The following is an 18,587-nucleotide window of genomic DNA, read 5'->3' on the forward strand; positions in this document are numbered from 1 at the left end:
TTTGCCTGTTCAAGTTTGCTTGAAAACGGACGGTTCTTGACGTCCTTCCGACGGCTCTTGCGCCCCCTGGAAAGAAGATATAAACATATCTTTATGTCAGATGGGCTCCAGGAAACCACGCAATCGCAATACGGGCCATTGGCCGTGACGGCCGCGCCAGGCGTGACCGCTACGCAGGGCCTGTCCAGCGCCCACGTGCTCGCGGCCTTGCGCGCGGCCGGCGAAGCGACGCGCTTGCGTATTTTGGCGCTTCTGGCGGAGATGGAGCACAATGTGAAGGATCTCACCCAGATCCTGATCCAGAGCCAGCCGCGGATCAGCCGGCATTTGAAGCTCATGGCCGAGGCCGGGATCATCACCCGCTTTCGCGAAGGCTCCTGGGTGTTCTTCCGCATCGCCGATAGCGGGCCCGAGGGCGCGCTGGCGCGGGCGATCGTCGACAGTCTCGATCCGTCCGATCTCACGCTTGCCCGAGACCGCGCCCGGGCCGAGGCGGTCCAGCGCGCACGTGCCGAAGCCGCGCAGGACTACTTCAGGGCCCACGCCGCCGAATGGGATTCGATCCGCACGCTGCACGTGGCCGAAAGCCAGGTCGAGGCGGCGATGGACGCGGCCTTGGGGCAGGGGCCCTTCGAGCTGCTTGTCGATCTTGGCACGGGCACGGGCCGCATCCTCGAGTTGTTCGGCCCCCGCGCCAACAAGTTGCTGGGGTTCGACCTCAATCACGACATGCTGGCCTATGCCCGCATGAAGTTGGAGCGGGCCGGGCTGACCCAGGCACAGGTGCGCCACGGCGATCTCTACAACATCCCCTTGCCGGACGGCGCGGCGGACGCCGTCGTCGTGCATCAGGTCTTGCACTTTCTGGACGACCCGGCCGCCGCGGTCGCCGAAGCCGCGCGTCTGCTCGCCCCGGGCGGCAGGCTGCTGGTCGTCGATTTCGCGCCGCACGAGTTGGAGTTCCTGAGGGAACAATCGGCCCATCGCCGTCTGGGCTTCAGCCGGGGTCAGCTCGGCCGCATGCTGGAGGCCGCTGGGCTTAAACTCCTGAGCTTTCGGGATCTGAACCCGCATGCGGCCGACGCCGGGGCTTCGGACGCAGAGTCTCCCGGCGGCAGTTCTCCGGAAGGCAAGTTGACGGTATCGCTGTGGCTCGGCCAAAGGCCGGCCGCCACAGGCAAGACAAGAAAACGGAACGGCAAAGTGGAGGTCGCCGCGTAATGCCTGCAACGCAACAAACTCAGGGCCAAGAGCCGCCAAAGCGCCGCTTTCTCGGCCGCGGGGACATTGAGGTCTCGTTCGAGTTCTTCCCGCCGAAGAACCAGGCGATGGAGGAGACGCTTTGGCATGCAATCAGGCGGCTGGAGCCGCTGCGCCCCAAATACGTCTCGGTGACCTATGGCGCCGGGGGGTCGACGCGCGAGCGCACGCACGCCACCGTGGCCCGGATCTTGAGCGAAACGACACTCGTGCCTGCCGCGCATCTCACTTGCGTCAACGCGACCACGGCCGAAGTGGACGACATCATTCGCGATTATTGGGACCTTGGGGTTCGCAACCTCGTGGCCTTGCGGGGCGATCCGCCGGAGGGCGTCGGCGAGCGCTATGTTCCGACTCCGGGCGGCTATGAAAACGCCGCGGCCCTGGTCGCCGGCATCAAGAAAATTGCGCCTTTCGTGACGTCGGTGGCCTGTTACCCGGAGAAGCATCCGGAGTCGCCCTCCGTCGAAGCGGACATCGCCATGCTCAAAGCCAAGGTGGACGCGGGTGCGGATGGCGCCATCACGCAGTTCTTTTTCGATAACGAGGTCTATTTCCGTTATCTCGACAGGGTGCGGGCCGCGGGCATCAACATTCCGATCATCCCGGGTCTCATCCCCATCAACAATTTCAAGCAAGCGGCCAGTTTCGCGAAGAAATCGGGCGCGACCGTGCCCGACTGGCTGGAACGGCGCTTTGAAGGGTTGGAGGACGACCCGGAAACGCGGCATCTCGTGGCTGCGGCGGTTGCGGCCGAGCAGGTGCTTGGCCTCGTCGACCAGGGCATCACCTCGTTCCACTTCTACACGCTGAACCGCGCCGACCTTGTCTATGCCATCTGCCATCTGCTCGGCTTGCGGCCGGCCAAGGCCTTTGCCGAGAAGGCGGTCTCGCCTGGCGCTACGCTCGAACCGGTTCCTGTGCAATCGGCAAAGGTGGCGTCATGACCCGCGAAGAACGCATCGAGCGCCTCTACGAGGCGGTCAAGGAGCGCATCCTCATCCTGGACGGCGCCATGGGCACCATGATCCAGCGGCACAAGCTGGACGAGGCCGGCTACCGCGGCGAGCGCTTCAAGGATTTCGACCGGGACCTCAAAGGCAATAACGACCTTCTGGTCCTGACCCAGCCGGACATCATCCGCGACATTCACAGCGCCTACATGGAAGCCGGTGCGGATATTGTCGAGACCAACACGTTCAACGCCCAGTCCATCAGCCAAGCCGACTACGGTTTGGAAGACCTGGCCTATGAGATGAACGTGGCGGCGGCGAAGCTCGCGCGCGAAGCGGCCGATGCCTGGGAAGCCAAGACGCCGGACCGGCCGCGTTACGTGGCGGGCGCCATCGGTCCGACGAACCGCACCGCGTCCATCTCGCCCGACGTCAACAATCCGGGCTTCCGCAACGTGGACTTCGACACGCTGGTCGAAGCCTATTCCACGCAAGTGCGCGGACTGATCGACGGCGGCGCCGACCTGATCCTGATCGAGACCGTGTTCGACACGTTGAACGCGAAGGCCGCGGGCTTTGCGGTCGAGGAAGTCTTCGACGAGAAGGGCGTGCACCTGCCGGTCATGATCTCGGGAACGATCACAGATCTTTCCGGACGGAACCTGTCGGGCCAAACCCCGGAAGCGTTCTGGTATTCCATGCGGCACCTCCGGCCGTTCTCGATCGGCTTCAACTGCTCCTTCGGCGCCGAACAGCTACGGCCGTCCGTGGACGAGATCTCCCACGTGACCGACACCTATGTCAGCATCTATCCCAATGCGGGGCTGCCCAACGAAATGGGCGAGTACGACGAGACGCCCGAACAGATGGCCGCGCTGCTGGAAGATTGGGCCGAGAACGGCCTGATCAATATTGTCGGCGGCTGTTGCGGCACGACGCCCGACCACATCCGCGCCATCGCGAAAGCCGTCGCGCCCTACAAGCCGCGGGTGGTCCCGCAGGTGGAGCATGCCTTGCGTCTGTCCGGCCTCGAACCTTTCGTGCACGGGTGACGCCATGACGGCACTGAAGTTCGAAGATCAGGAGATTCCTGATCTGGACGAGTACGCCACCCTGGCCGAACAGTTCATTCCCGGCCGGCGGGCAATCTTCGCCATCGTCGCGGCGTCGTTTCTCGAGCTTCTTCCGAAAGGGCCGGCCAGGATTTTGGTGGTCGGTGCCGGCGGAGGCGAGGACATCTTGCGCCTCGGTTCGGATAGTGCCGACTGGTCATTCGTCGGTGCCGATACGTATCAGCCCATGGTGGAACTGGCGCGGCGGCGTCTTGCCGGCTCGACCGTCGCGCCCGCGCGCGCGTCGAGACCACGACGATCGACGACCTGGACGAATCGGACTTCGATGCCGCCACGTGTCTCCTGACCGCGCATTTCGTTCCGGACGATGGGTCGAAGCTGGCGTTCTTCGAGGCCATCCATGCGCGCATGAAGCCGGGGGCGCCGCTTGCGATCGTCGACGGCGTCGGCGTTTCGGGCGAGCCTCAGACCGAGCTCTTGCGGCGCATCTGGAAGCGGCATGCCATCCGGAACGGCGCCGCGGAAGAGGTCGCTCAGAAGAACGCGGACAATCTCGAAAAAGTCGCTGTGGTGTCGGCGGAGCGTGAAGAAGAGCTGCTGACCAGCGCCGGATTCGAGCGCCTGACACCGATTTTTCGTGGACTCTCCATCAAGGGCTGGCTTGCCTTCGCCTAGCGCGAACTAGCCCGTCCACTGACCGCCAACAAGAACGGGGCTTCGACCGAATGTCTACCAACGCAGCGCAAAACTTCGTCATGGTCGGCGAACGAACCAACGTCACGGGATCCGCCCGCTTCCGCAAGCTCATCGAGGCCAACGACTACGCCGCGGCGCTCGAAGTCGCGCGCCAGCAGGTCGAGAACGGCGCCAACATGATCGACATCAACATGGACGAGGGCATGTTGAATTCCGAGGAGGCCATGAAGACCTTCCTCAATCTGATCGCCTCGGAGCCGGATATTTCGCGCGTCCCGATCATGCTCGACTCCTCCAAATGGTCTGTGATCGAGACAGGGCTTAAATGCGTGCAAGGCAAGGCGGTGGTGAACTCCATAAGCATGAAGGAGGGTGAGGAACCGTTCCTGGAACATGCGCGCAAGGTGCTGCGCTACGGCGCGGCCGTCGTCGTGATGGCGTTCGACGAAACCGGACAGGCCGAGACGGCGGAGCGGAAGTTCGAGATCTGCAAGCGCGCCTACGATCTGTTGACGAAAGAGGTGGGGTTCCCGCCGGAGGATATCATCTTCGATCCCAACATCTTCGCGGTCGCGACCGGCATCGAGGAGCACAACGATTACGGCCGGGCCTTCATCGAGGCCACGCGTCGCATCAAGGCTGAACTGCCTTACGTGCATGTGTCCGGCGGCGTCTCGAATCTCTCCTTCGCATTCCGCGGCAATGAGCGCGTGCGCGAGGCCATGCACACGGTGTTCCTCTATCACGCCATTCAGGCCGGCATGGATATGGGCATCGTCAATGCGGGCCAGCTTGGCCAGTACGACGACATCGAGCCGGAGCTGCGCGAGCTCGTCGAGGACGTGATCCTCACCCGCCGCGACGATGCCACCGATCGCCTGCTGGATGCGGCCGAGCGTTACAAGGGCGGCGCATCGCAGAAGAAGGAGGCGGACCTTTCCTGGCGCGAAAAGCCGGTCGAGGAACGGCTCTCCTACGCCCTGGTGCACGGCATCGGCGCCTATATCGAGGTGGACACCGAAGAGGCACGTAAGCGCGCGGAACGGCCGCTCCATGTGATCGAGGGCCCGCTGATGGCGGGCATGAACGTGGTCGGCGATCTGTTCGGCGCCGGCAAGATGTTCCTGCCGCAGGTCGTCAAGTCCGCGCGCGTGATGAAGCAGGCCGTGGCCTATCTCATGCCCTTCATGGAGAAGGAGAAGCAGGAGCTCGGCATCGTGGATCAGCCGGCGGCCGGTAAGATTCTGCTCGCGACCGTGAAGGGCGACGTGCATGACATCGGCAAGAACATCGTCGGCGTCGTGCTCCAATGCAACAATTACGAGGTGATCGACCTCGGCGTCATGGTGCATTCGCAAGTCATTCTCGATACGGCAAAGGAACAGAACGTCGACATCATCGGTCTGTCCGGTCTCATCACGCCGTCGCTGGACGAAATGTGCCACGTCGCGGCCGAAATGGAGCGGGAAGGGTTCGACATTCCGCTTCTGATCGGCGGCGCGACGACGAGTAAGGTCCATACGGCCGTCAAGATCAGCCCCAACTACCAGCGGAACCAGGCGATCTACGTGACAGACGCCAGCCGCGCGGTCGGCGTCGTCTCGGGGTTGATCTCCGAGGAGCACAGGGACGGCCACATTGCCAAGGTCCGCGCCGAATATGCGCAGATGGCCGAGTCCTACGCACGCGGTCAGGCGGAGAAGGCGCGGGCGAGCATCGCGCAGGCCCGCGCCAACGCCCTCAAGCTCGATTGGAAGGCCTACACGCCGCCAAAGCCGGCCTTCTTGGGAACGCGCACGTTCACCGCTTACGATCTCGGCGAACTTGCGCGCTATATCGACTGGACGCCCTTCTTCCATGCCTGGGAGCTCAAAGGGACATACCCGCGCATTCTCAATGACGACAAATATGGCGAAGCCGCGCGCCCGCTCTTCGAAGATGCGCAAGAAATGTTGAAGCAGATCGTCGGCGAGAAATGGCTCAAGGCGAATGCCGTGGTCGGCTTCTGGCCGGCGAATTCAGTCGGTGACGATATTGAGCTGTATGCGGACGAAGCCCGCGAGGTTCCGGTTGCGACGGTCCACACGCTGCGCCAGCAAATGGCGCGCAGCACCGGCAAGCCGAATCTGGCTCTGGCCGACTTCGTCGCGCCGAAGGACGGCGGCATTGCCGACTACGTCGGTGGCTTCGCTGTCACCGCGGGCATTGGCGAAGAAGATATCGCCAGGCGCTTCGAGCTGGCCAACGACGACTATTCGAAGATTCTCGTGAAGGCGCTTGCCGATCGTTTGGCTGAAGCCTTCGCCGAGGCGATGCATGCAAAGGTCCGGCGCGAGCTGTGGGGCTACGCGCCGGACGAGACGCTGTCGAATGAGGCTCTCATCGCCGAAGAGTATCAGGGCATCCGTCCTGCACCGGGCTATCCCGCCCAGCCCGACCATACGGAGAAGCGAACCCTCTTCCGTCTGCTCGATGCGGAAAACGAGATTGGTGTGAAACTCACCGAATCGTGCGCCATGTGGCCGGGCGCGGCCGTGTCCGGCCTCTATTTCTCCCACCCGGAGGCGCGCTATTTCGGTGTCGGAAAGGTTGGCCGCGACCAGGTGGCCGACTATGCGGGGCGCAAAGGCTGGTCGCTCGAGGAAGCCGAGCGCTGGCTCGGTCCTATCCTCAACTACGATCCGAAGCAGTCCGCCGACGCCGCGGCGTAGGAGCCAACACGGCAGAGGGCACGCCAAGACGAAGTGGTTCGTCTACGGCGTTTTGTCTCTGCTGGCTTGGTGTTGGCGGCCCAATGGCCAAATACACTCGCCCTAGATCATTCCAAGAATGACGGCGGCGAGGAAGCTGAACGATATGATGACCGAAGCCACGGTCAGTTTGGCTGTCAATTCCATCGGAAGCTCTCCTTTCCGATTGGAGGGGTGCCCGTTCTGCAATGCGATCATTTTACAAACTCCCCTGATTGCGTGCCAAGCTGTTTCCTTGTTGCGCCGCACAAGCAAATGGGCGCGACATACGTTGCCAATCAACGCGTCAAGAGGATTTCGGTTCACGCGGAGAACATTTTTTTCGGTTTTCCACCACGGATCGACGCCCCTGTGAGCGCTGTCGGGCTGCGACATCGTTCCGCAGCCACCGGTGCACAGCATGTGGAAAATCCTGGTGTCCGGAGCGCGCCGAAGCATCGCGCGCGGTCAAAAATGGGGTCGCGCGCCGATCCGCTTCCCGCCGCGCTACGTCAACGTCTTTCTGAGAAGCGTTTCGGCGAAACCATCCGTAACGAGGTCGGGCAGGCTTGCCGCTTCGGTGAAGCCGCAGCGTTTGTAGAAACGCATCGCATCGCTATTGAACTGCGAGGCGCAGACCCAGACGTTGCGCGCTCCAAGCCGCTTTGCCTCCGCCTCGACGAACGTGAGCACCTTTGTGCCAAGCCCGCGTCTCTGAACCCCCGGGAGGATGGCCAGGAGTTCCACATAGGGGCCTTTGAGCCAAGGGAAGCGAATGGACGCGACTCCGGCCAGAGCGTCGTCCACGACGATGGCGTAACGCCGTGCGCCGGAATCCTCGGCTTGCAGAAATGCCGTCAGTGCCTCCGCCGAAATCCCCAGTGTCGACCAGGGCGGGGTCGCCGCGAGCGCCGCGGCCACGGCTCGAGGCGCCTCCGGTGCGAGAGGGCGCAGCTGCACGGTGCCGAGGTCGGCCGTTGGGGGCAGTGCTGACGGTGTCACTTTCTTCGATCGCGGCGGCGCTTCTTGACCTGTGCCACGCGCCGTTGGTCGCCGGGGCGCTCCGTGTAGCAGCTCTGCGCGATCACGGGTTCGCCGGCGGCGAGAAGCTCGCTCACGGTCACGAAGCGATAGCCTGCCTCCTTCAGTTTGGGAATGGCCAGCGTCAAGGCCTCGGCCGTGTTGCGGCCATGGCCGTTCGCGTGGCCGATCACGATCGCGCCGGGATGGGCTAGGCTGACAATGGCGTTGGCGATTCTCTTCGCCGACAGGTTCGGGTCCGGATCGCCGGTCACGACGTCCCATTGAATGGCGAGTTGGCCGGCCTCGGCGACCGCCGACAAGGCTTGGGCGTTGCACCAGCCATAGGGAAAACGCATCAGCGTCAGCTCGTCTTGAAGGGAGGTGACGCCCTCCGCATTCCAGGCGCAGCTCTTGGCCATCAGCCGCCCGCGGGCGCGCAGGAACGCGGCCTCCATCAGGTAGATTTCGTCGTGCAGCGTGGATGCGCTGGCCCTTGAAAAATCGCGGTGGCTGAGGCCATGCCCGCCGATTTCGAAGCGCGGATCCGCGATGAGCTGCGCCCCCCGCTCCGGATGGCTCTCGAGCCATTTGCCGCTGACGAACAGCGTGGCCTTGACGTCTTCGTCGCGCAGATAGTCGATGACACGCCCGTCATAGCCCGTGCGATGGCCGTTGCTCTCGCAAAGATCGAAGGTGAGGGCGATCAGCTTTGCGCCGTCGGCAAGCCTCACGCTCCGGATCGAGCCGCGCAACGGCTCAGGTATGGGCGTGCGGTCCGGCCGGGTCACCTTGCGAAGGGCGTCGAGATCCAGCCGCGCCTTGTTCCAGGTGGAGCGCCGCTCCGGTTCGGTGCCCGCGAGAGCCTCGTCGCTCCAGCAGCCGGACAGCAGCGTCGAGGCCGTGTTGGCTGCATCGGGTCGGTCGTCCGCGGCAGCGGGCACGAGGCTCGCCAAGACGAGCCCGAGGGCACACATGACCCGTCGCCATAGATGCATTGCCGCCCCAACCCGTAGACACCAGACAAGCGGCTTCTTGAGCCAGTTGTGCGCATCGCGTCAATGAAAAGATGGGCGGGGAGGGCTGCGTCAGCGAATGGGGTTGAGCGGCGCCTGCGAGATCATGGGGCAGTCCAAGGTCTTCTCAAGCGCATCGACGAGCTCCTGTTCGTCATTGGCCTTGATGTAGAGACCGTTGTTCTGCTCCGCCAGACACATCAGGTCCATCACGCTGTTCCCGCCCGTCCAGGAATAGCTCTCGTAGCGAAAGCCGATCACATGGACGGTCAGCTGCGCGGCATTGTCGTGAAGCCGCTTGGCCAGTTCGCACGGCGACCGGCCGCAGGTTTCTTCGCCGTCCGTCACCACGACGACCACACCGGGATTGTTGCGATAGTCGAGCGCCTCGGCGGCTTGCTCCACGCCGGATGTGAGCGGCGTCTTGCCCGCGGGAATGATCCGGTTGACCGCGCGCATGATGGGCTTCGCCGCATTGGATGTCGGCTTCATGGCCAGCGACACGTTGCACTGATTGTAGGGGCCGGGGCCGTAGGTCACGAGGCCGACACGGCGGTAGCGCGTGGCGCTGGGAAGAACTTGCCGCAAGGCCCAGCGCACTTCGTCGATACGGGGCTTGGAATTGGGAATGCCGAGGACCTGATTGCCCGACATGGAACCGGAGGCATCGAAGACGATCATGGCGTCGTCGGTGCAAGGGGCTTTCTTCGTCTCCGGCGTGGCGGCATCTTCGGCGCTCGCAACGAAAGCCGAACCGGCCACGGCCGCAGCTGCAAGGCCGGCGACCCAGAATTTCCGCCACTGCATTGCAAACACGTTGCCGCGATCTTGCATAGTTTCCTTGCTCCATAGGCGATTTTGCCAATCATAACCCAATTGTTTTTGCTGCGGAATGGCAGAAAAACCGGGATATCGTTTGGGCGCGGCCCTCTCATGACGCCGTCCTGACCCAAACTAGGGACTGAAAATCAGGACCACATAGACGAGGAAGAGCAGGAGGTGCACCACGCCGTTGATGACGTTGGTGCGCCCTCCGCCGAAGGTCATGCCGCTCACGAACAGGGTCAAAACCAGCAGGACGGTTTCCTGTTCGGTCAGGCCGAGCTCGGCGTCGCGGCCCGTCAGCATCCCGATCGCCAGGACCGCCGGCACCGTCAGACCGATGGTCGACAGGGCCGAGCCGAGACAGATATTGATGGATCGCTGCAGGCGGTTCGACAGGGCGGCGGAGAACGCGCTGAGGCCCTCGGGCGTCAGCACCAAGATGGCGATCAGCACGCCGCCGAGCGCATCCGGCAGCTCCATGTCCTCGATGCCGTAATTGACGATTTCACCGAGATATTCGGCAAGAATCACCACGGGTAGCAGGCACAGCAGCAGCATGATGGTGTGGAAGGCCAGCGAATGGGACTTCTTTCCTGTCTCCCGGAGCGGGTCCTCGTCCGCGCGTGTGCCGTGCGGCTGCGCGTCTTGCGGCTGCGCGTCTTGCGGCCCTTGTTCCGGCTCGGCGAAGAAGGTGCGGTGCCGCATGGTCTGAATGATCACGAACACGGCGTAGAACAGCAGCGTGATCGCCGCGAACAGGATGGCTTTGCCAGGTGCTTTGACGGGATCGGGCGGGATTTCGGTGTGGTTCGGCAGGATCAGGGCAAACACCGATAGGGCCGTCAGGACGACGAGAAAGGCGCGCGCCCCGGCAAGATTGTAGTCCTGCTCCCAATAGCGCAGCGCCCCCATGAGGAGTGCCGTGCCGACCATGCCGTTCAAGACGATCATCAAGGTCGCGAACATGGCATCGCGCGCGAGTGTCGGGTTGTTCTCGCCCTTCAACATGATCGCCGCCAGCATGGCCACTTCGATGATGATCACGGAGAACGTCAGGATCAGCGTGCCGTAGGGCTCGCCGAGTTCCTCGGCCACGGCCTCGCCCTGCTGCATCACGGCATAGGCGCACCACATCATGACGGCGAACAGCCAAACGAAGAGAAGCGCGGACTTCGGGTGATTCTCGAGGTTCGACATCATGTCGTCCCCGAAGGCCACAAAGAGGAGTGCTGTGATGCCGCCGACGACCGCCGGCGCGACGCTATCTAGCAGGACATGCTTGTTCATGACGTTTCGACGCGACGGCTCCCCGGCCATGGCCCACCCTGTTGGCCGCTCTGCAGCGGCGACTTTGGACTGATTCCGATGCCGGTGTAACAGGCGGGCGATGACGGTGAACCTAGCCGAGGGGGCAGCTTTTATGTAATAGCCGTTTACATGAACGATTCCAGCGGCCGCTGGCAGCGGCGCTCCTACCACCACGGCAACCTCAAGGAGGTGCTACTCGAAGCGGCGCGCAAGCTCATCGAAGAGCACGGCGCGTTCGGCTTCAGCCTTGCGGAAGCCGCGCGGCTGGCCGGGGTCAGCCCTGCGGCGCCCTACCGCCATTTCCGCGATCGCGATGCGCTGCTCGCCGAGGTTGCCCGTACGGGATTCGAGCGCTTCGCGGCGCGCCTGGACGTGGCGTGGAACAACGGGATCCCGACGCCGCTGTCAGCCTTCGAGGCCCTGGGGCGCGCCTATCTTGCGTTCGCCCGCGAGGAACCCGCGAGCTACGCGGTCATGTTCGAGTCGGGCGCCGCGGCGGAGCACGGCGGTGAGGCCGTTCACGCTGCAGCCTCGTCGCCCGCCGCCGAGAAGGCCTTCAACGTGCTTCAGAGGGCCGCCGCCGCGCTTTGCCGGCAACTGCCTGAGAACGAACGCCCACCGCTGAAGCTCGTGGCCATGCATATCTGGACCATGTCGCACGGGATCGCATCGCTCTTCATCCAGGAGGGGAGCGCGGCGCGAAAGATCCCGCTCTCGCCGGAGGAGGTGCTCGAAAGCGGCATGCTGATCTATCTGAAGGGGCTCGGCGTCTTGCCGGAGGGTGACGGCCAGGAGTCGTCGAAGGAAACGCCCTAGCGGCTGGCCGTCCGCGCGCCGTGGCCGGTGCCGCTCGCCTCCAGCCATCTCAACACGAGATTCCAGTCCGACCGCGACCCGTTATAGATGTTGCGGTCGCACTTGCCGGGGACGCCGGGCACGCTTCCTGTTGCGGTGAACTGCCAGAAGGCCCATTTGCGGCCCGGATATTTCTCATGCGGTTCGGCCGCGACCGACCGCAGCCAGAATGGTAGTCCTCGAATTCGCCCTGGAGAATGTCCCGGTGAAATCTCGGATCGGTATAGATGATCGGCCGTTTGCCGGTGTGACGCTCCATGGCTTCGAGAATGATCTTGATCTTCTTGAGGGCCAGGCTCCGAGAGATCTTCTTCGGGCAGGTCTTCGAATCCGGGTGCCACTCGAGATCGAGAACGGGCGGCAGCGCGTCGGGATCGTTCGGCACGTTCCGGACGAACCAATCGGCCTGCTCCGAGGCATACCGGCACCAATAGATGAAGTGATAGGCCCCGCGCGCAACGCCGGCGCGTTTGGCGGCATACCAGTTCTGACGGAACTTGGGGTCGATGTGGTCGCCGCCTTCGGTGGCCTTGATGAAGGCGAAGTGGATTCCGGCCTCGCGCACGCGCTCCCAGTCGATATCGCCTTGCCAATAAGAGACGTCGATTCCCTGGACCGGCATGGAATGGGCCCGGGTGACGCCCTTGTGCGGTTTGTGGTCCTTCAGCGACCGGGCCGCGGCCGAACCACTGCCCAGAGCGGTGAGCGCAACGGCCCCGGCAACCGCAAGACTCAGGAACCGGCGATAAGCAGAACACATGGTGACGCCCCCCAAAAAAAAGCCCGATTAGCCTACAATTTTCGGCGAATTGGCGGGGAACTCTCGGGACTTGGGGTTAATTTTGTCTTGGCTGCTGGCGCGCCCTGGGCCAGCCGCCCAGGAGACGGAATCCGCGAACGGCAGACGAGAATCAGACGACGAGACGTTGAACGGCTTGCCAGGCAGACCCATATATGTGAATGTAAATAACATTCACTTGAGCCCTGAAAGGACCCCGATGCAGCTAGTTGCGACCCTCGACGAGTACGGAAAGCCCGCTTGGTTCGCCGCGATGATTCTCGGTTTTATCGTTTGGTGGCCGGTTGGCTCGGTGTTTTGGCTTATCTAATCTGGAGTGGACGAATGGGATGCGGAAATAGGAAGGCTTGGCGCTCGTACTTCAAGGAAGAGGCGCAGCGGTTTCACAGCGGTTTTGCCTCGACAGGCAATTACGCCTTCGATGCCTATCGCGAGGAGACCCTGAAGCGGCTCGAAGAAGAGGCCGAGGAATTCCAGTCCTTCCTGAAGCGTCTTCGCGACGCCAAGGACAAGGCGGAGTTCGACCAGTTTATGGCCGAGCGCAAGCAGGTCCAGCCGGTTCAGACGAGCTAAGCACGTTCATCCCCTGCGAACGGGCGCTGAAGGGCGCAGGCGAAAGCCTGTGCCCTTCATTTTGTGTGCAGCAGAGGCTTTTCATCGGCGGCCGGCTTTGTAGGATGCGGGCCGACGCGCCGCGGCCAGTGGCGCCACAGCGAAACACGAAGCGTTCGAGGTAGGAAACAATGGTTTGGTCCAAGGGGGGTCGCAGGGCTTTCTTGATTGCGGGCATGGGACTGTCGGCGTGCGTCACGCAAGTCCAGGCAAGCGACATCCAGGATCTCGTCAAGCACCCGCAGGACTATCTGGGGCAAGAGATCGAGATGAAGGCGTATTGCATCAAGGGGGGACGCTCTGGCGATGTGCTCGGCTATGAGTGCACCACGAAGGACGGCGTCTACGTGAATACCGGCGACATCACGCCCGAAGAGGCCAAGGCGAAGCTCGCCGACGATTGCGCCGGCGGCAAGTGCGAGACGACCATCAGCTTCGAGCCGCACTCCTTTACGACGTCGGGCGTCATCGAGCCGGACCGGGACGTCGTGGTCTTCAACACCAAGACCGCCAAAGTGAGCTTCTAGCCGGGCTAGACCTCGTCGTCCTCGAGAATGCTGCGCGATCCGAACGCTCGAAACGCGAACGGCAGGACGAGCGGATTGAACGCCGTCTGGATCACGAGACGGCGCAACCAGGGTTTTGACTGCGCCGTTGGGATGAAGATCTTCGCGAAGGCCGAGGCGTCTTCCTGACGCTCGGCGATCGCGGGCTTCATCATGGCCTCGTAGGAGGCGAACGCAGCCGCGTGGTTGCCGTCGTAGCGCTGGAGCTCCTGCGCCAGGATATACGCGCCCGCCATCGCCATGTGCGAGCCTTGTCCCGCCAGAAGCGACAGACATCCACAAGCATCGCCCAATAGTGTCACCCGTCCCCGCGACCAGCGTGGGATGGCGATCTGCGTCATCGTATCGAAATAGAGCGGTGCGCTGCCTTTGTAAGCATCGATCAGCGCCTCGCCGATCCACCCGGCGCCCTTGAAGGCGCGCCGCACGAACGAAAGCTGCTGCTCGGGCGGGACGTCCACTTCGTCGAGCCGGAACACAAAGGTCGCGTCGAGCTTACGGTCGCCAAGCGGGTAGTAGAAGGCGACGCGATTCGGTTCTTCGTGGATTTGCGCGACCTGGCCCACGGGGAGATCGTGATCCTCGATGTGAAACGCGGCCACATAGGCGCCGAGGAATCGGGCGAACTGGCTCTCGTCGCCGAACATCAGGCGCCGGACCCCCGAATGAACGCCGTCGGCACCGAACACCAGCGCGAATTCGTCCGTGCTGCCATCGTCGAAGGCGACATCGACGTGGGTCCCCTGGTCCCTTATGTCGGCGATCTCCGTGCCGAACCGGACTTCCACGCCGAGGGCCTCGGCGCGTTCGTACAGGATGCGTACGAGGTCGGGGCGGCGCAGATAGACATATTTGCCGTCCAGCGCGCGTTTGATACGCTTGATCGGGACCGTCGCATAGGACTTGCCCTCGGCATTCACGAATTGAAGCTTGTCGATGGGGTAGCGCAGGGCACGGAGCGCGCCGGTAAGGCCCATGCGTTCGGCCACGTCCCAGCCCGAGCCGAAGAAGTCCATCATGTAGCCGTCGTCGGGCAGAGCGGGGCTCTGTTCCACGACAACCGGATCGTCTCCGTATTCCTTCAGGCAAATGGCGAGCGTAAGACCCGCGATTCCCGCGCCGGAAATCAAAGCCCTGCCGTCAATTGCCATACGCTCGTGCCTCTTGCGCCCATGCTTCTTGCGCGACAGCCGCCCGGTTTCGTCGCGATTGCGCCCAGTACCGTCGTCTGTCGTCTATGCGGTCTCGTCCGGGGTTGGCTTACCATAACCGCCGCCGGTCGGTGTTCTGATTATCACGGCTTCGCCTTGGGCAAGCCTCGTTTGGTCTGACCCTTTGAGACGTTCCAGCGCTCCGTTCGTCCGGCGCACCCAGTTTTCCCCCTTGCGGCCCGGCGCACCGCCCCTTGTGCCAAAGGGCTGCACGCTACGGAAACCCGAGAGGATAGCGCAGTCCATCTTTTCCAAGAACCTCAGTGTCCGGACCGTACCGTCTCCCGCGCGCCACTGCCCCGCGCCTCCCGAGCCCCGCTCGATCGCGAACCGCTCCAACAGCACAGGGTAGCGGAGTTCCAGGACCTCCGGATCGGTGAGCCGGGAGTTGGTCATGTGAGTCTGCACGGCCGCCGGCCCGTCGAAACCGGGCCCCGCCGGGGCCCCAGAGCAGATCGTCTCGTAATACTGCACCCGCTCGTTTCCGAAGGTCAGGTTGTTCATCGTTCCCTGCGCGGAGCCCAGAACCCCGAGCGCACCATAAAGGCAGTTCACGACGGTTTGGCTCGTCTCCACGTTGCCGCCGGCGACCGGCGCCGGATAGTGCGGCTTCAAGAGCGATCCGTCAGGCAGCACGATCTCGATGTGGCGCAGACAACCGGCGTTCAGCGGAATGTCCTCATCCACCAGCGTCCGGAACACGTAGAGCACGCAGGCACGCGTGATCGGCTCGGGGGCGTTGAAGGTCGTTTCGGTCTGGATACTCGTGCCGGTGAAGTCGACGACGGCCTTGTTCGCCTTGCGGTCGATCGTGATCTCCACCGCGATCCGGCTTGCCTGATCGGTCTGAAGCGCGAAACGCGAACTCTTCAGAGTGCCGATGACCTTGCGCACCGCGTTCGCGGCATTGTCCTGCACATGGCCCATATAGGCCGCGACCGTGGCGAGACCGTATTGGCGCACCATCTTGCGCAGTTCGGCGACGCCCTTCTCGTTGGCGGCGACCTGCGCTTTCAAATCGGCGACGTTCTGGTCGACATTGCGTGCCGGATAGGGCGCGTCGGTGAACAGGCGCCGCACGGCATCTTCCTGGAAACGGCCACCGCCAACCAGCCTGAACGGATCGATATAGATGCCTTCCTCTTCGATCGAGGACGCGCGGGGGCTCATCGAGCCGGGGCTGATGCCACCCACATCCGCATGATGACCGCGCGCGGCCACGAAGAAGAGGATCTCCGCGCCGGCTTCGTCGAACACGGGCGTAACGACGGTAATGTCGGGCAAATGCGTTCCGCCGTTATAGGGCGCGTTCAGCATCCACACATCGCCGGGGCGGAGGTCTGTACCCACCTCTCGCAGAATCGTTTCCACGCTTCGGTCCATGGAGCCGAGATGGACGGGGATGTGGGGTGCATTCGCGATCAGAGCCCCGCCAGCATCGAAGAGGGCGCAGGAGAAATCGAGACGCTCCTTGATGTTGACGGAGCGCGCCGTGTTCTGCAGCGCATAGCCCATCTGCTCGGCGATCGAGACGAACAGGCTGTTGAACACTTCCAGCATGACGGGGTCCGCCTCGGCGCTAACCGCCTCTTTTGCCTGCTTCCGCTGGGCGCGCGACAAAAGAAGATGGTTCTTCGCCGTCACCGCCGCGCGCCATTCCGGTTCCAGCACGACGGTCTGATGGTCCTCGATCACGAGCGCCGGTCCGTCGATCTCGGCGCCCGGGGTTAGATCGGCGCGGGCCGAGACGGGGACATCGTGCCAGTGGCCATGGGTGAAGATGTCGGCCCGGCTCTGCGGCGCGGGCCGTTTGGCGGGGAGGGGGCTATCGGCTTCTTCGATCAGGGTGCCGCCGCCAATGGCTTCCACCTCCACGGCTTCGATCTCGACCCCCTTTTCGGGGCTGATAAAGCCGAAGCGTTTCCGATGCGCCGCCTCGAACCCCGCGCGCATCTCCGCGAGCGAGCCGGACGGGATCGGCAGCGAACTGTCCGTGCCCTCGTAACGCAAATGGACCTGCGCCGCGATCGTGTCCGCGACGATGCCCTGGAGCTCGAGTTCGCGGCGGGCCTCACGTTCCAAGGGCCCGCACGTTTCGGCGAGCGTCGCCATGCCGTCTTCGTCGAGCGGCGCGAGCACCGCATGGGTGCGGGTCGCGCGCACGCTGGCAAGGCCCATGCCGTAGGCGGACAGCACCCCGGACAGCGGATGCAGTAACACGCTCTCGATACCGAGCGCGTCGGCCACGAGGCATGCGTGCTGCCCGCCCGCGCCACCGAAGCAATTGAGCACGTAGCCGGCGACGTCATAGCCCCGCTGCACGGAAATCGTCTTGATGGCGTTGGCCATATTGGCGACGGCGATCTTGATGAAGCCTTCGGCGATCTCTTCCGGCAGACGGTCGTCGCCCAGCTCCCGGGCGAGCGCATGAAACGCCTTCACCACCGCGCGCCGGTCCAGAGGCTGGTCTTGGCCGGGGCCGAAAATATGCGGGAAGAGATCGGGCTGAAGCTTGCCCGTCATGACGTTCGCGTCCGTCACGGTGAGCGGTCCGCCCCGGCGATAGGCGCATGGACCGGGATCGGCTCCAGCCGAATCCGGTCCGACCCGGAACCGCGCTTCGTCGGCATGCAGAATCGATCCGCCGCCCGCAGCGACCGTATGAATGAGCATCATGGGGGCACGGACACGCGCGCCGGCCACGACGCTTTCGAAGGTGCGTTCAAGTACGCCGTCGTAGTGGCACACATCCGTGGAGGTGCCGCCCATGTCGAAGCCGATGACCTTGGCGAAACCCGCGCTCTTGGCCGTCTCCACGGCACCGACCACGCCACCGGCGGGGCCGGACAGGATCGCGTCCTTGCCGCGAAACAGATGCGCCGACGTGAGGCCGCCCGACGACTGCATGAATAGCAGCCTCGGTGCGGTCTCGCCGGCATCGCCGCCGCGAAGGGCGGAGAGCGCGCCCGCTACGCGGTCCACATAGCGGCGGAGCAGCGGCGACAGATACGCATCGACGACGGTCGTGTCGCCCCGGCCCACGAACTTCACGAGCGGGCTTACCTCGTGGCTGACCGACACTTGGGCAAAGCCCAGCTCCCGGGCGAGGGCGGCCGCCCGGCGTTCGTGGTCCGGATGCGCATAAGCATGCATGAAGACGATGGCGACCGCGTCGATGCCGTCTCGCCGTGCCTCCTCCAGCGCTTCGCGCGTGGCCTTGAGGTCCAGCGGAACTTCGACCGTTCCGTCGGCGCGGACGCGTTCGGGCACCTCCACGACGCGCTCATACAGCATCGACGGCTTCTCGATCCGTCGCGCGAAGATTTTCGGACGCGCCTGGTAGCCAATCTCAAGCGCGTCACGGAAGCCTTCGGTCGCGACAAGGAGAACGCGGTCGCCTTTGCGCTCCAGGAGTGCGTTGGTGGCGACGGTCGTCCCCATGCGCACGGTCTCGATGAGATGGGGCGGGAGGGGCCCTGCGCGCGGGACGCCGATCAGGTCGGCGATGCCGGCAATGGCCGCATCCTCATAGGATTCCGGATTCTCGGAGAGCAGCTTCGTGGTAAGGCGCGTCCCGTCGGGGCTACGCCCGACAATGTCGGTGAAGGTGCCGCCCCGGTCGATGAAGAACTGCCATTTGCCGGTCATGCCGCGGGTGGTCGCC

The 18,587-nt window shown here is 63.7% G+C and carries 15 protein-coding genes and 2 pseudogenes; 9 read left to right on the forward strand and 8 right to left on the reverse strand.

The features are described 5' to 3' along the window. Nucleotides 1-93: 93 nt before the first annotated feature. The 6 genes and pseudogenes from AUC68_RS15065 to metH all read left to right on the forward strand — a co-directional run bounded on the left by AUC68_RS15065 (nucleotide 94) and on the right by metH (nucleotide 6,693). Nucleotides 94-1,221, forward strand: coding sequence for an ArsR/SmtB family transcription factor (locus AUC68_RS15065; protein ID WP_083240804.1), 1,128 nt, complete (start codon nucleotides 94-96; stop codon nucleotides 1,219-1,221). Further along, nucleotides 1,221-2,207 (forward strand): methylenetetrahydrofolate reductase [NAD(P)H], encoded by a 987-nt coding sequence (gene metF, locus AUC68_RS15070; protein ID WP_083240805.1) that lies wholly within the window; start codon nucleotides 1,221-1,223, stop codon nucleotides 2,205-2,207. The genes AUC68_RS15065 and metF overlap by 1 nt, the downstream gene beginning before the upstream one ends. Continuing rightward, nucleotides 2,204-3,253, forward strand: a pseudogene (locus tag AUC68_RS15075) (homocysteine S-methyltransferase family protein); the annotation flags it as partial. The gene metF and the pseudogene AUC68_RS15075, both read left to right, overlap by 4 nt. A 16-nt stretch (nucleotides 3,254-3,269) precedes the next feature. Continuing rightward, a complete protein-coding gene (locus AUC68_RS15080) occupies nucleotides 3,270-3,632 on the forward strand; it encodes a class I SAM-dependent methyltransferase (RefSeq protein ID WP_069438399.1) in 363 nt (120 codons plus the stop codon). 62 nt (nucleotides 3,633-3,694) lie between these two features. Next, on the forward strand, nucleotides 3,695-3,961 hold the full coding sequence (locus AUC68_RS15085; RefSeq protein ID WP_069438400.1) for a hypothetical protein: 267 nt from the start codon (nucleotides 3,695-3,697) through the stop codon (nucleotides 3,959-3,961). Further along, a complete protein-coding gene (gene metH, locus AUC68_RS15090) occupies nucleotides 3,943-6,693 on the forward strand; it encodes a methionine synthase (RefSeq protein ID WP_280138565.1) in 2,751 nt (916 codons plus the stop codon). Before AUC68_RS15085 ends, metH begins: the two co-directional genes overlap by 19 nt. Before the next feature lie 102 nt (nucleotides 6,694-6,795). On the opposite strand, the gene AUC68_RS16600 is transcribed toward metH, so the two are convergent. From AUC68_RS16600 to AUC68_RS15110, 5 genes are all read right to left on the reverse strand, one after another. Then, nucleotides 6,796-7,134, reverse strand: a complete 339-nt coding sequence (locus AUC68_RS16600; RefSeq protein WP_141701319.1) for a hypothetical protein — start codon at nucleotides 7,132-7,134, stop codon at nucleotides 6,796-6,798. 84 nt (nucleotides 7,135-7,218) lie between these two features. Beyond that, on the reverse strand, nucleotides 7,219-7,713 hold the full coding sequence (locus AUC68_RS17995) for a GNAT family N-acetyltransferase (RefSeq protein WP_244500558.1): 495 nt from the start codon (nucleotides 7,711-7,713) through the stop codon (nucleotides 7,219-7,221). Continuing rightward, on the reverse strand, nucleotides 7,710-8,708 hold the full coding sequence (locus tag AUC68_RS18000) for a polysaccharide deacetylase family protein (RefSeq protein ID WP_069438401.1): 999 nt from the start codon (nucleotides 8,706-8,708) through the stop codon (nucleotides 7,710-7,712). The genes AUC68_RS17995 and AUC68_RS18000 overlap by 4 nt, the downstream gene beginning before the upstream one ends. Nucleotides 8,709-8,819: 111 nt before the next feature. After that, on the reverse strand, nucleotides 8,820-9,581 hold the full coding sequence (locus tag AUC68_RS15105; protein WP_083240808.1) for a vWA domain-containing protein: 762 nt from the start codon (nucleotides 9,579-9,581) through the stop codon (nucleotides 8,820-8,822). A 120-nt stretch (nucleotides 9,582-9,701) separates the two neighbouring features. Then, nucleotides 9,702-10,859 carry a calcium:cation antiporter gene (locus AUC68_RS15110; protein WP_069438402.1) on the reverse strand — a complete coding sequence of 386 codons (1,158 nt, stop codon included), beginning with the start codon at nucleotides 10,857-10,859 and terminating at the stop codon, nucleotides 9,702-9,704. A 150-nt stretch (nucleotides 10,860-11,009) separates the two neighbouring features. Between AUC68_RS15110 and AUC68_RS15115 the strand changes: the two genes are divergently transcribed. Next, nucleotides 11,010-11,696 carry a TetR/AcrR family transcriptional regulator gene (locus AUC68_RS15115; protein WP_069438403.1) on the forward strand — a complete coding sequence of 229 codons (687 nt, stop codon included), beginning with the start codon at nucleotides 11,010-11,012 and terminating at the stop codon, nucleotides 11,694-11,696. A gap of 49 nt (nucleotides 11,697-11,745) precedes the next feature. Here the strand turns inward: AUC68_RS15115 and AUC68_RS15120 are convergent, their stop codons facing one another. After that, entirely contained in the window at nucleotides 11,746-12,495 is a 750-nt protein-coding gene (locus AUC68_RS15120) for a GH25 family lysozyme (RefSeq protein ID WP_069438404.1), read from the reverse strand. Between the two features lie 238 nt (nucleotides 12,496-12,733). On the opposite strand from AUC68_RS15120, the pseudogene AUC68_RS15125 reads away from it, so the two are divergent. Then, nucleotides 12,734-13,107 (forward strand): annotated as a pseudogene (locus tag AUC68_RS15125) (DUF2852 domain-containing protein). A gap of 215 nt (nucleotides 13,108-13,322) precedes the next feature. Then, nucleotides 13,323-13,673 (forward strand): hypothetical protein, encoded by a 351-nt coding sequence (locus AUC68_RS15130; RefSeq protein ID WP_069438405.1) that lies wholly within the window; start codon nucleotides 13,323-13,325, stop codon nucleotides 13,671-13,673. A gap of 5 nt (nucleotides 13,674-13,678) precedes the next feature. On the opposite strand, the gene AUC68_RS15135 is transcribed toward AUC68_RS15130, so the two are convergent. Next, nucleotides 13,679-14,863, reverse strand: a complete 1,185-nt coding sequence (locus tag AUC68_RS15135) for an FAD-dependent monooxygenase (protein ID WP_083240810.1) — start codon at nucleotides 14,861-14,863, stop codon at nucleotides 13,679-13,681. A gap of 84 nt (nucleotides 14,864-14,947) precedes the next feature. After that, nucleotides 14,948-18,571 carry a hydantoinase B/oxoprolinase family protein gene (locus tag AUC68_RS15140; RefSeq protein WP_069438407.1) on the reverse strand — a complete coding sequence of 1,208 codons (3,624 nt, stop codon included), beginning with the start codon at nucleotides 18,569-18,571 and terminating at the stop codon, nucleotides 14,948-14,950. Between the last annotated feature and the right edge of the window lie 16 nt (nucleotides 18,572-18,587).

This window comes from Methyloceanibacter methanicus (genome assembly GCF_001723285.1).
Taxonomy (GTDB): domain Bacteria; phylum Pseudomonadota; class Alphaproteobacteria; order Rhizobiales; family Methyloligellaceae; genus Methyloceanibacter; species Methyloceanibacter methanicus.

Coding starts and splice junctions, on each gene's coding strand:
- AUC68_RS15065 (WP_083240804.1), top strand. CDS start 94: ATGTCAGATGGGCTCCAGGAAACCACGCAATCGCAATACGGGCCATTG.
- metF (WP_083240805.1), top strand. CDS start 1,221: ATGCCTGCAACGCAACAAACTCAGGGCCAAGAGCCGCCAAAGCGCCGC.
- AUC68_RS15080 (WP_069438399.1), top strand. CDS start 3,270: ATGACGGCACTGAAGTTCGAAGATCAGGAGATTCCTGATCTGGACGAG.
- AUC68_RS15085 (WP_069438400.1), top strand. CDS start 3,695: ATGAAGCCGGGGGCGCCGCTTGCGATCGTCGACGGCGTCGGCGTTTCG.
- AUC68_RS16600 (WP_141701319.1), bottom strand. CDS start 7,134: ATGCTGTGCACCGGTGGCTGCGGAACGATGTCGCAGCCCGACAGCGCT.
- AUC68_RS18000 (WP_069438401.1), bottom strand. CDS start 8,708: ATGTGTGCCCTCGGGCTCGTCTTGGCGAGCCTCGTGCCCGCTGCCGCG.
- AUC68_RS15105 (WP_083240808.1), bottom strand. CDS start 9,581: ATGCAAGATCGCGGCAACGTGTTTGCAATGCAGTGGCGGAAATTCTGG.
- AUC68_RS15110 (WP_069438402.1), bottom strand. CDS start 10,859: ATGAACAAGCATGTCCTGCTAGATAGCGTCGCGCCGGCGGTCGTCGGC.
- AUC68_RS15115 (WP_069438403.1), top strand. CDS start 11,010: ATGAACGATTCCAGCGGCCGCTGGCAGCGGCGCTCCTACCACCACGGC.
- AUC68_RS15120 (WP_069438404.1), bottom strand. CDS start 12,495: ATGTGTTCTGCTTATCGCCGGTTCCTGAGTCTTGCGGTTGCCGGGGCC.
- AUC68_RS15130 (WP_069438405.1), top strand. CDS start 13,323: ATGGGACTGTCGGCGTGCGTCACGCAAGTCCAGGCAAGCGACATCCAG.
- AUC68_RS15135 (WP_083240810.1), bottom strand. CDS start 14,863: ATGGCAATTGACGGCAGGGCTTTGATTTCCGGCGCGGGAATCGCGGGT.
- AUC68_RS15140 (WP_069438407.1), bottom strand. CDS start 18,571: ATGACCGGCAAATGGCAGTTCTTCATCGACCGGGGCGGCACCTTCACC.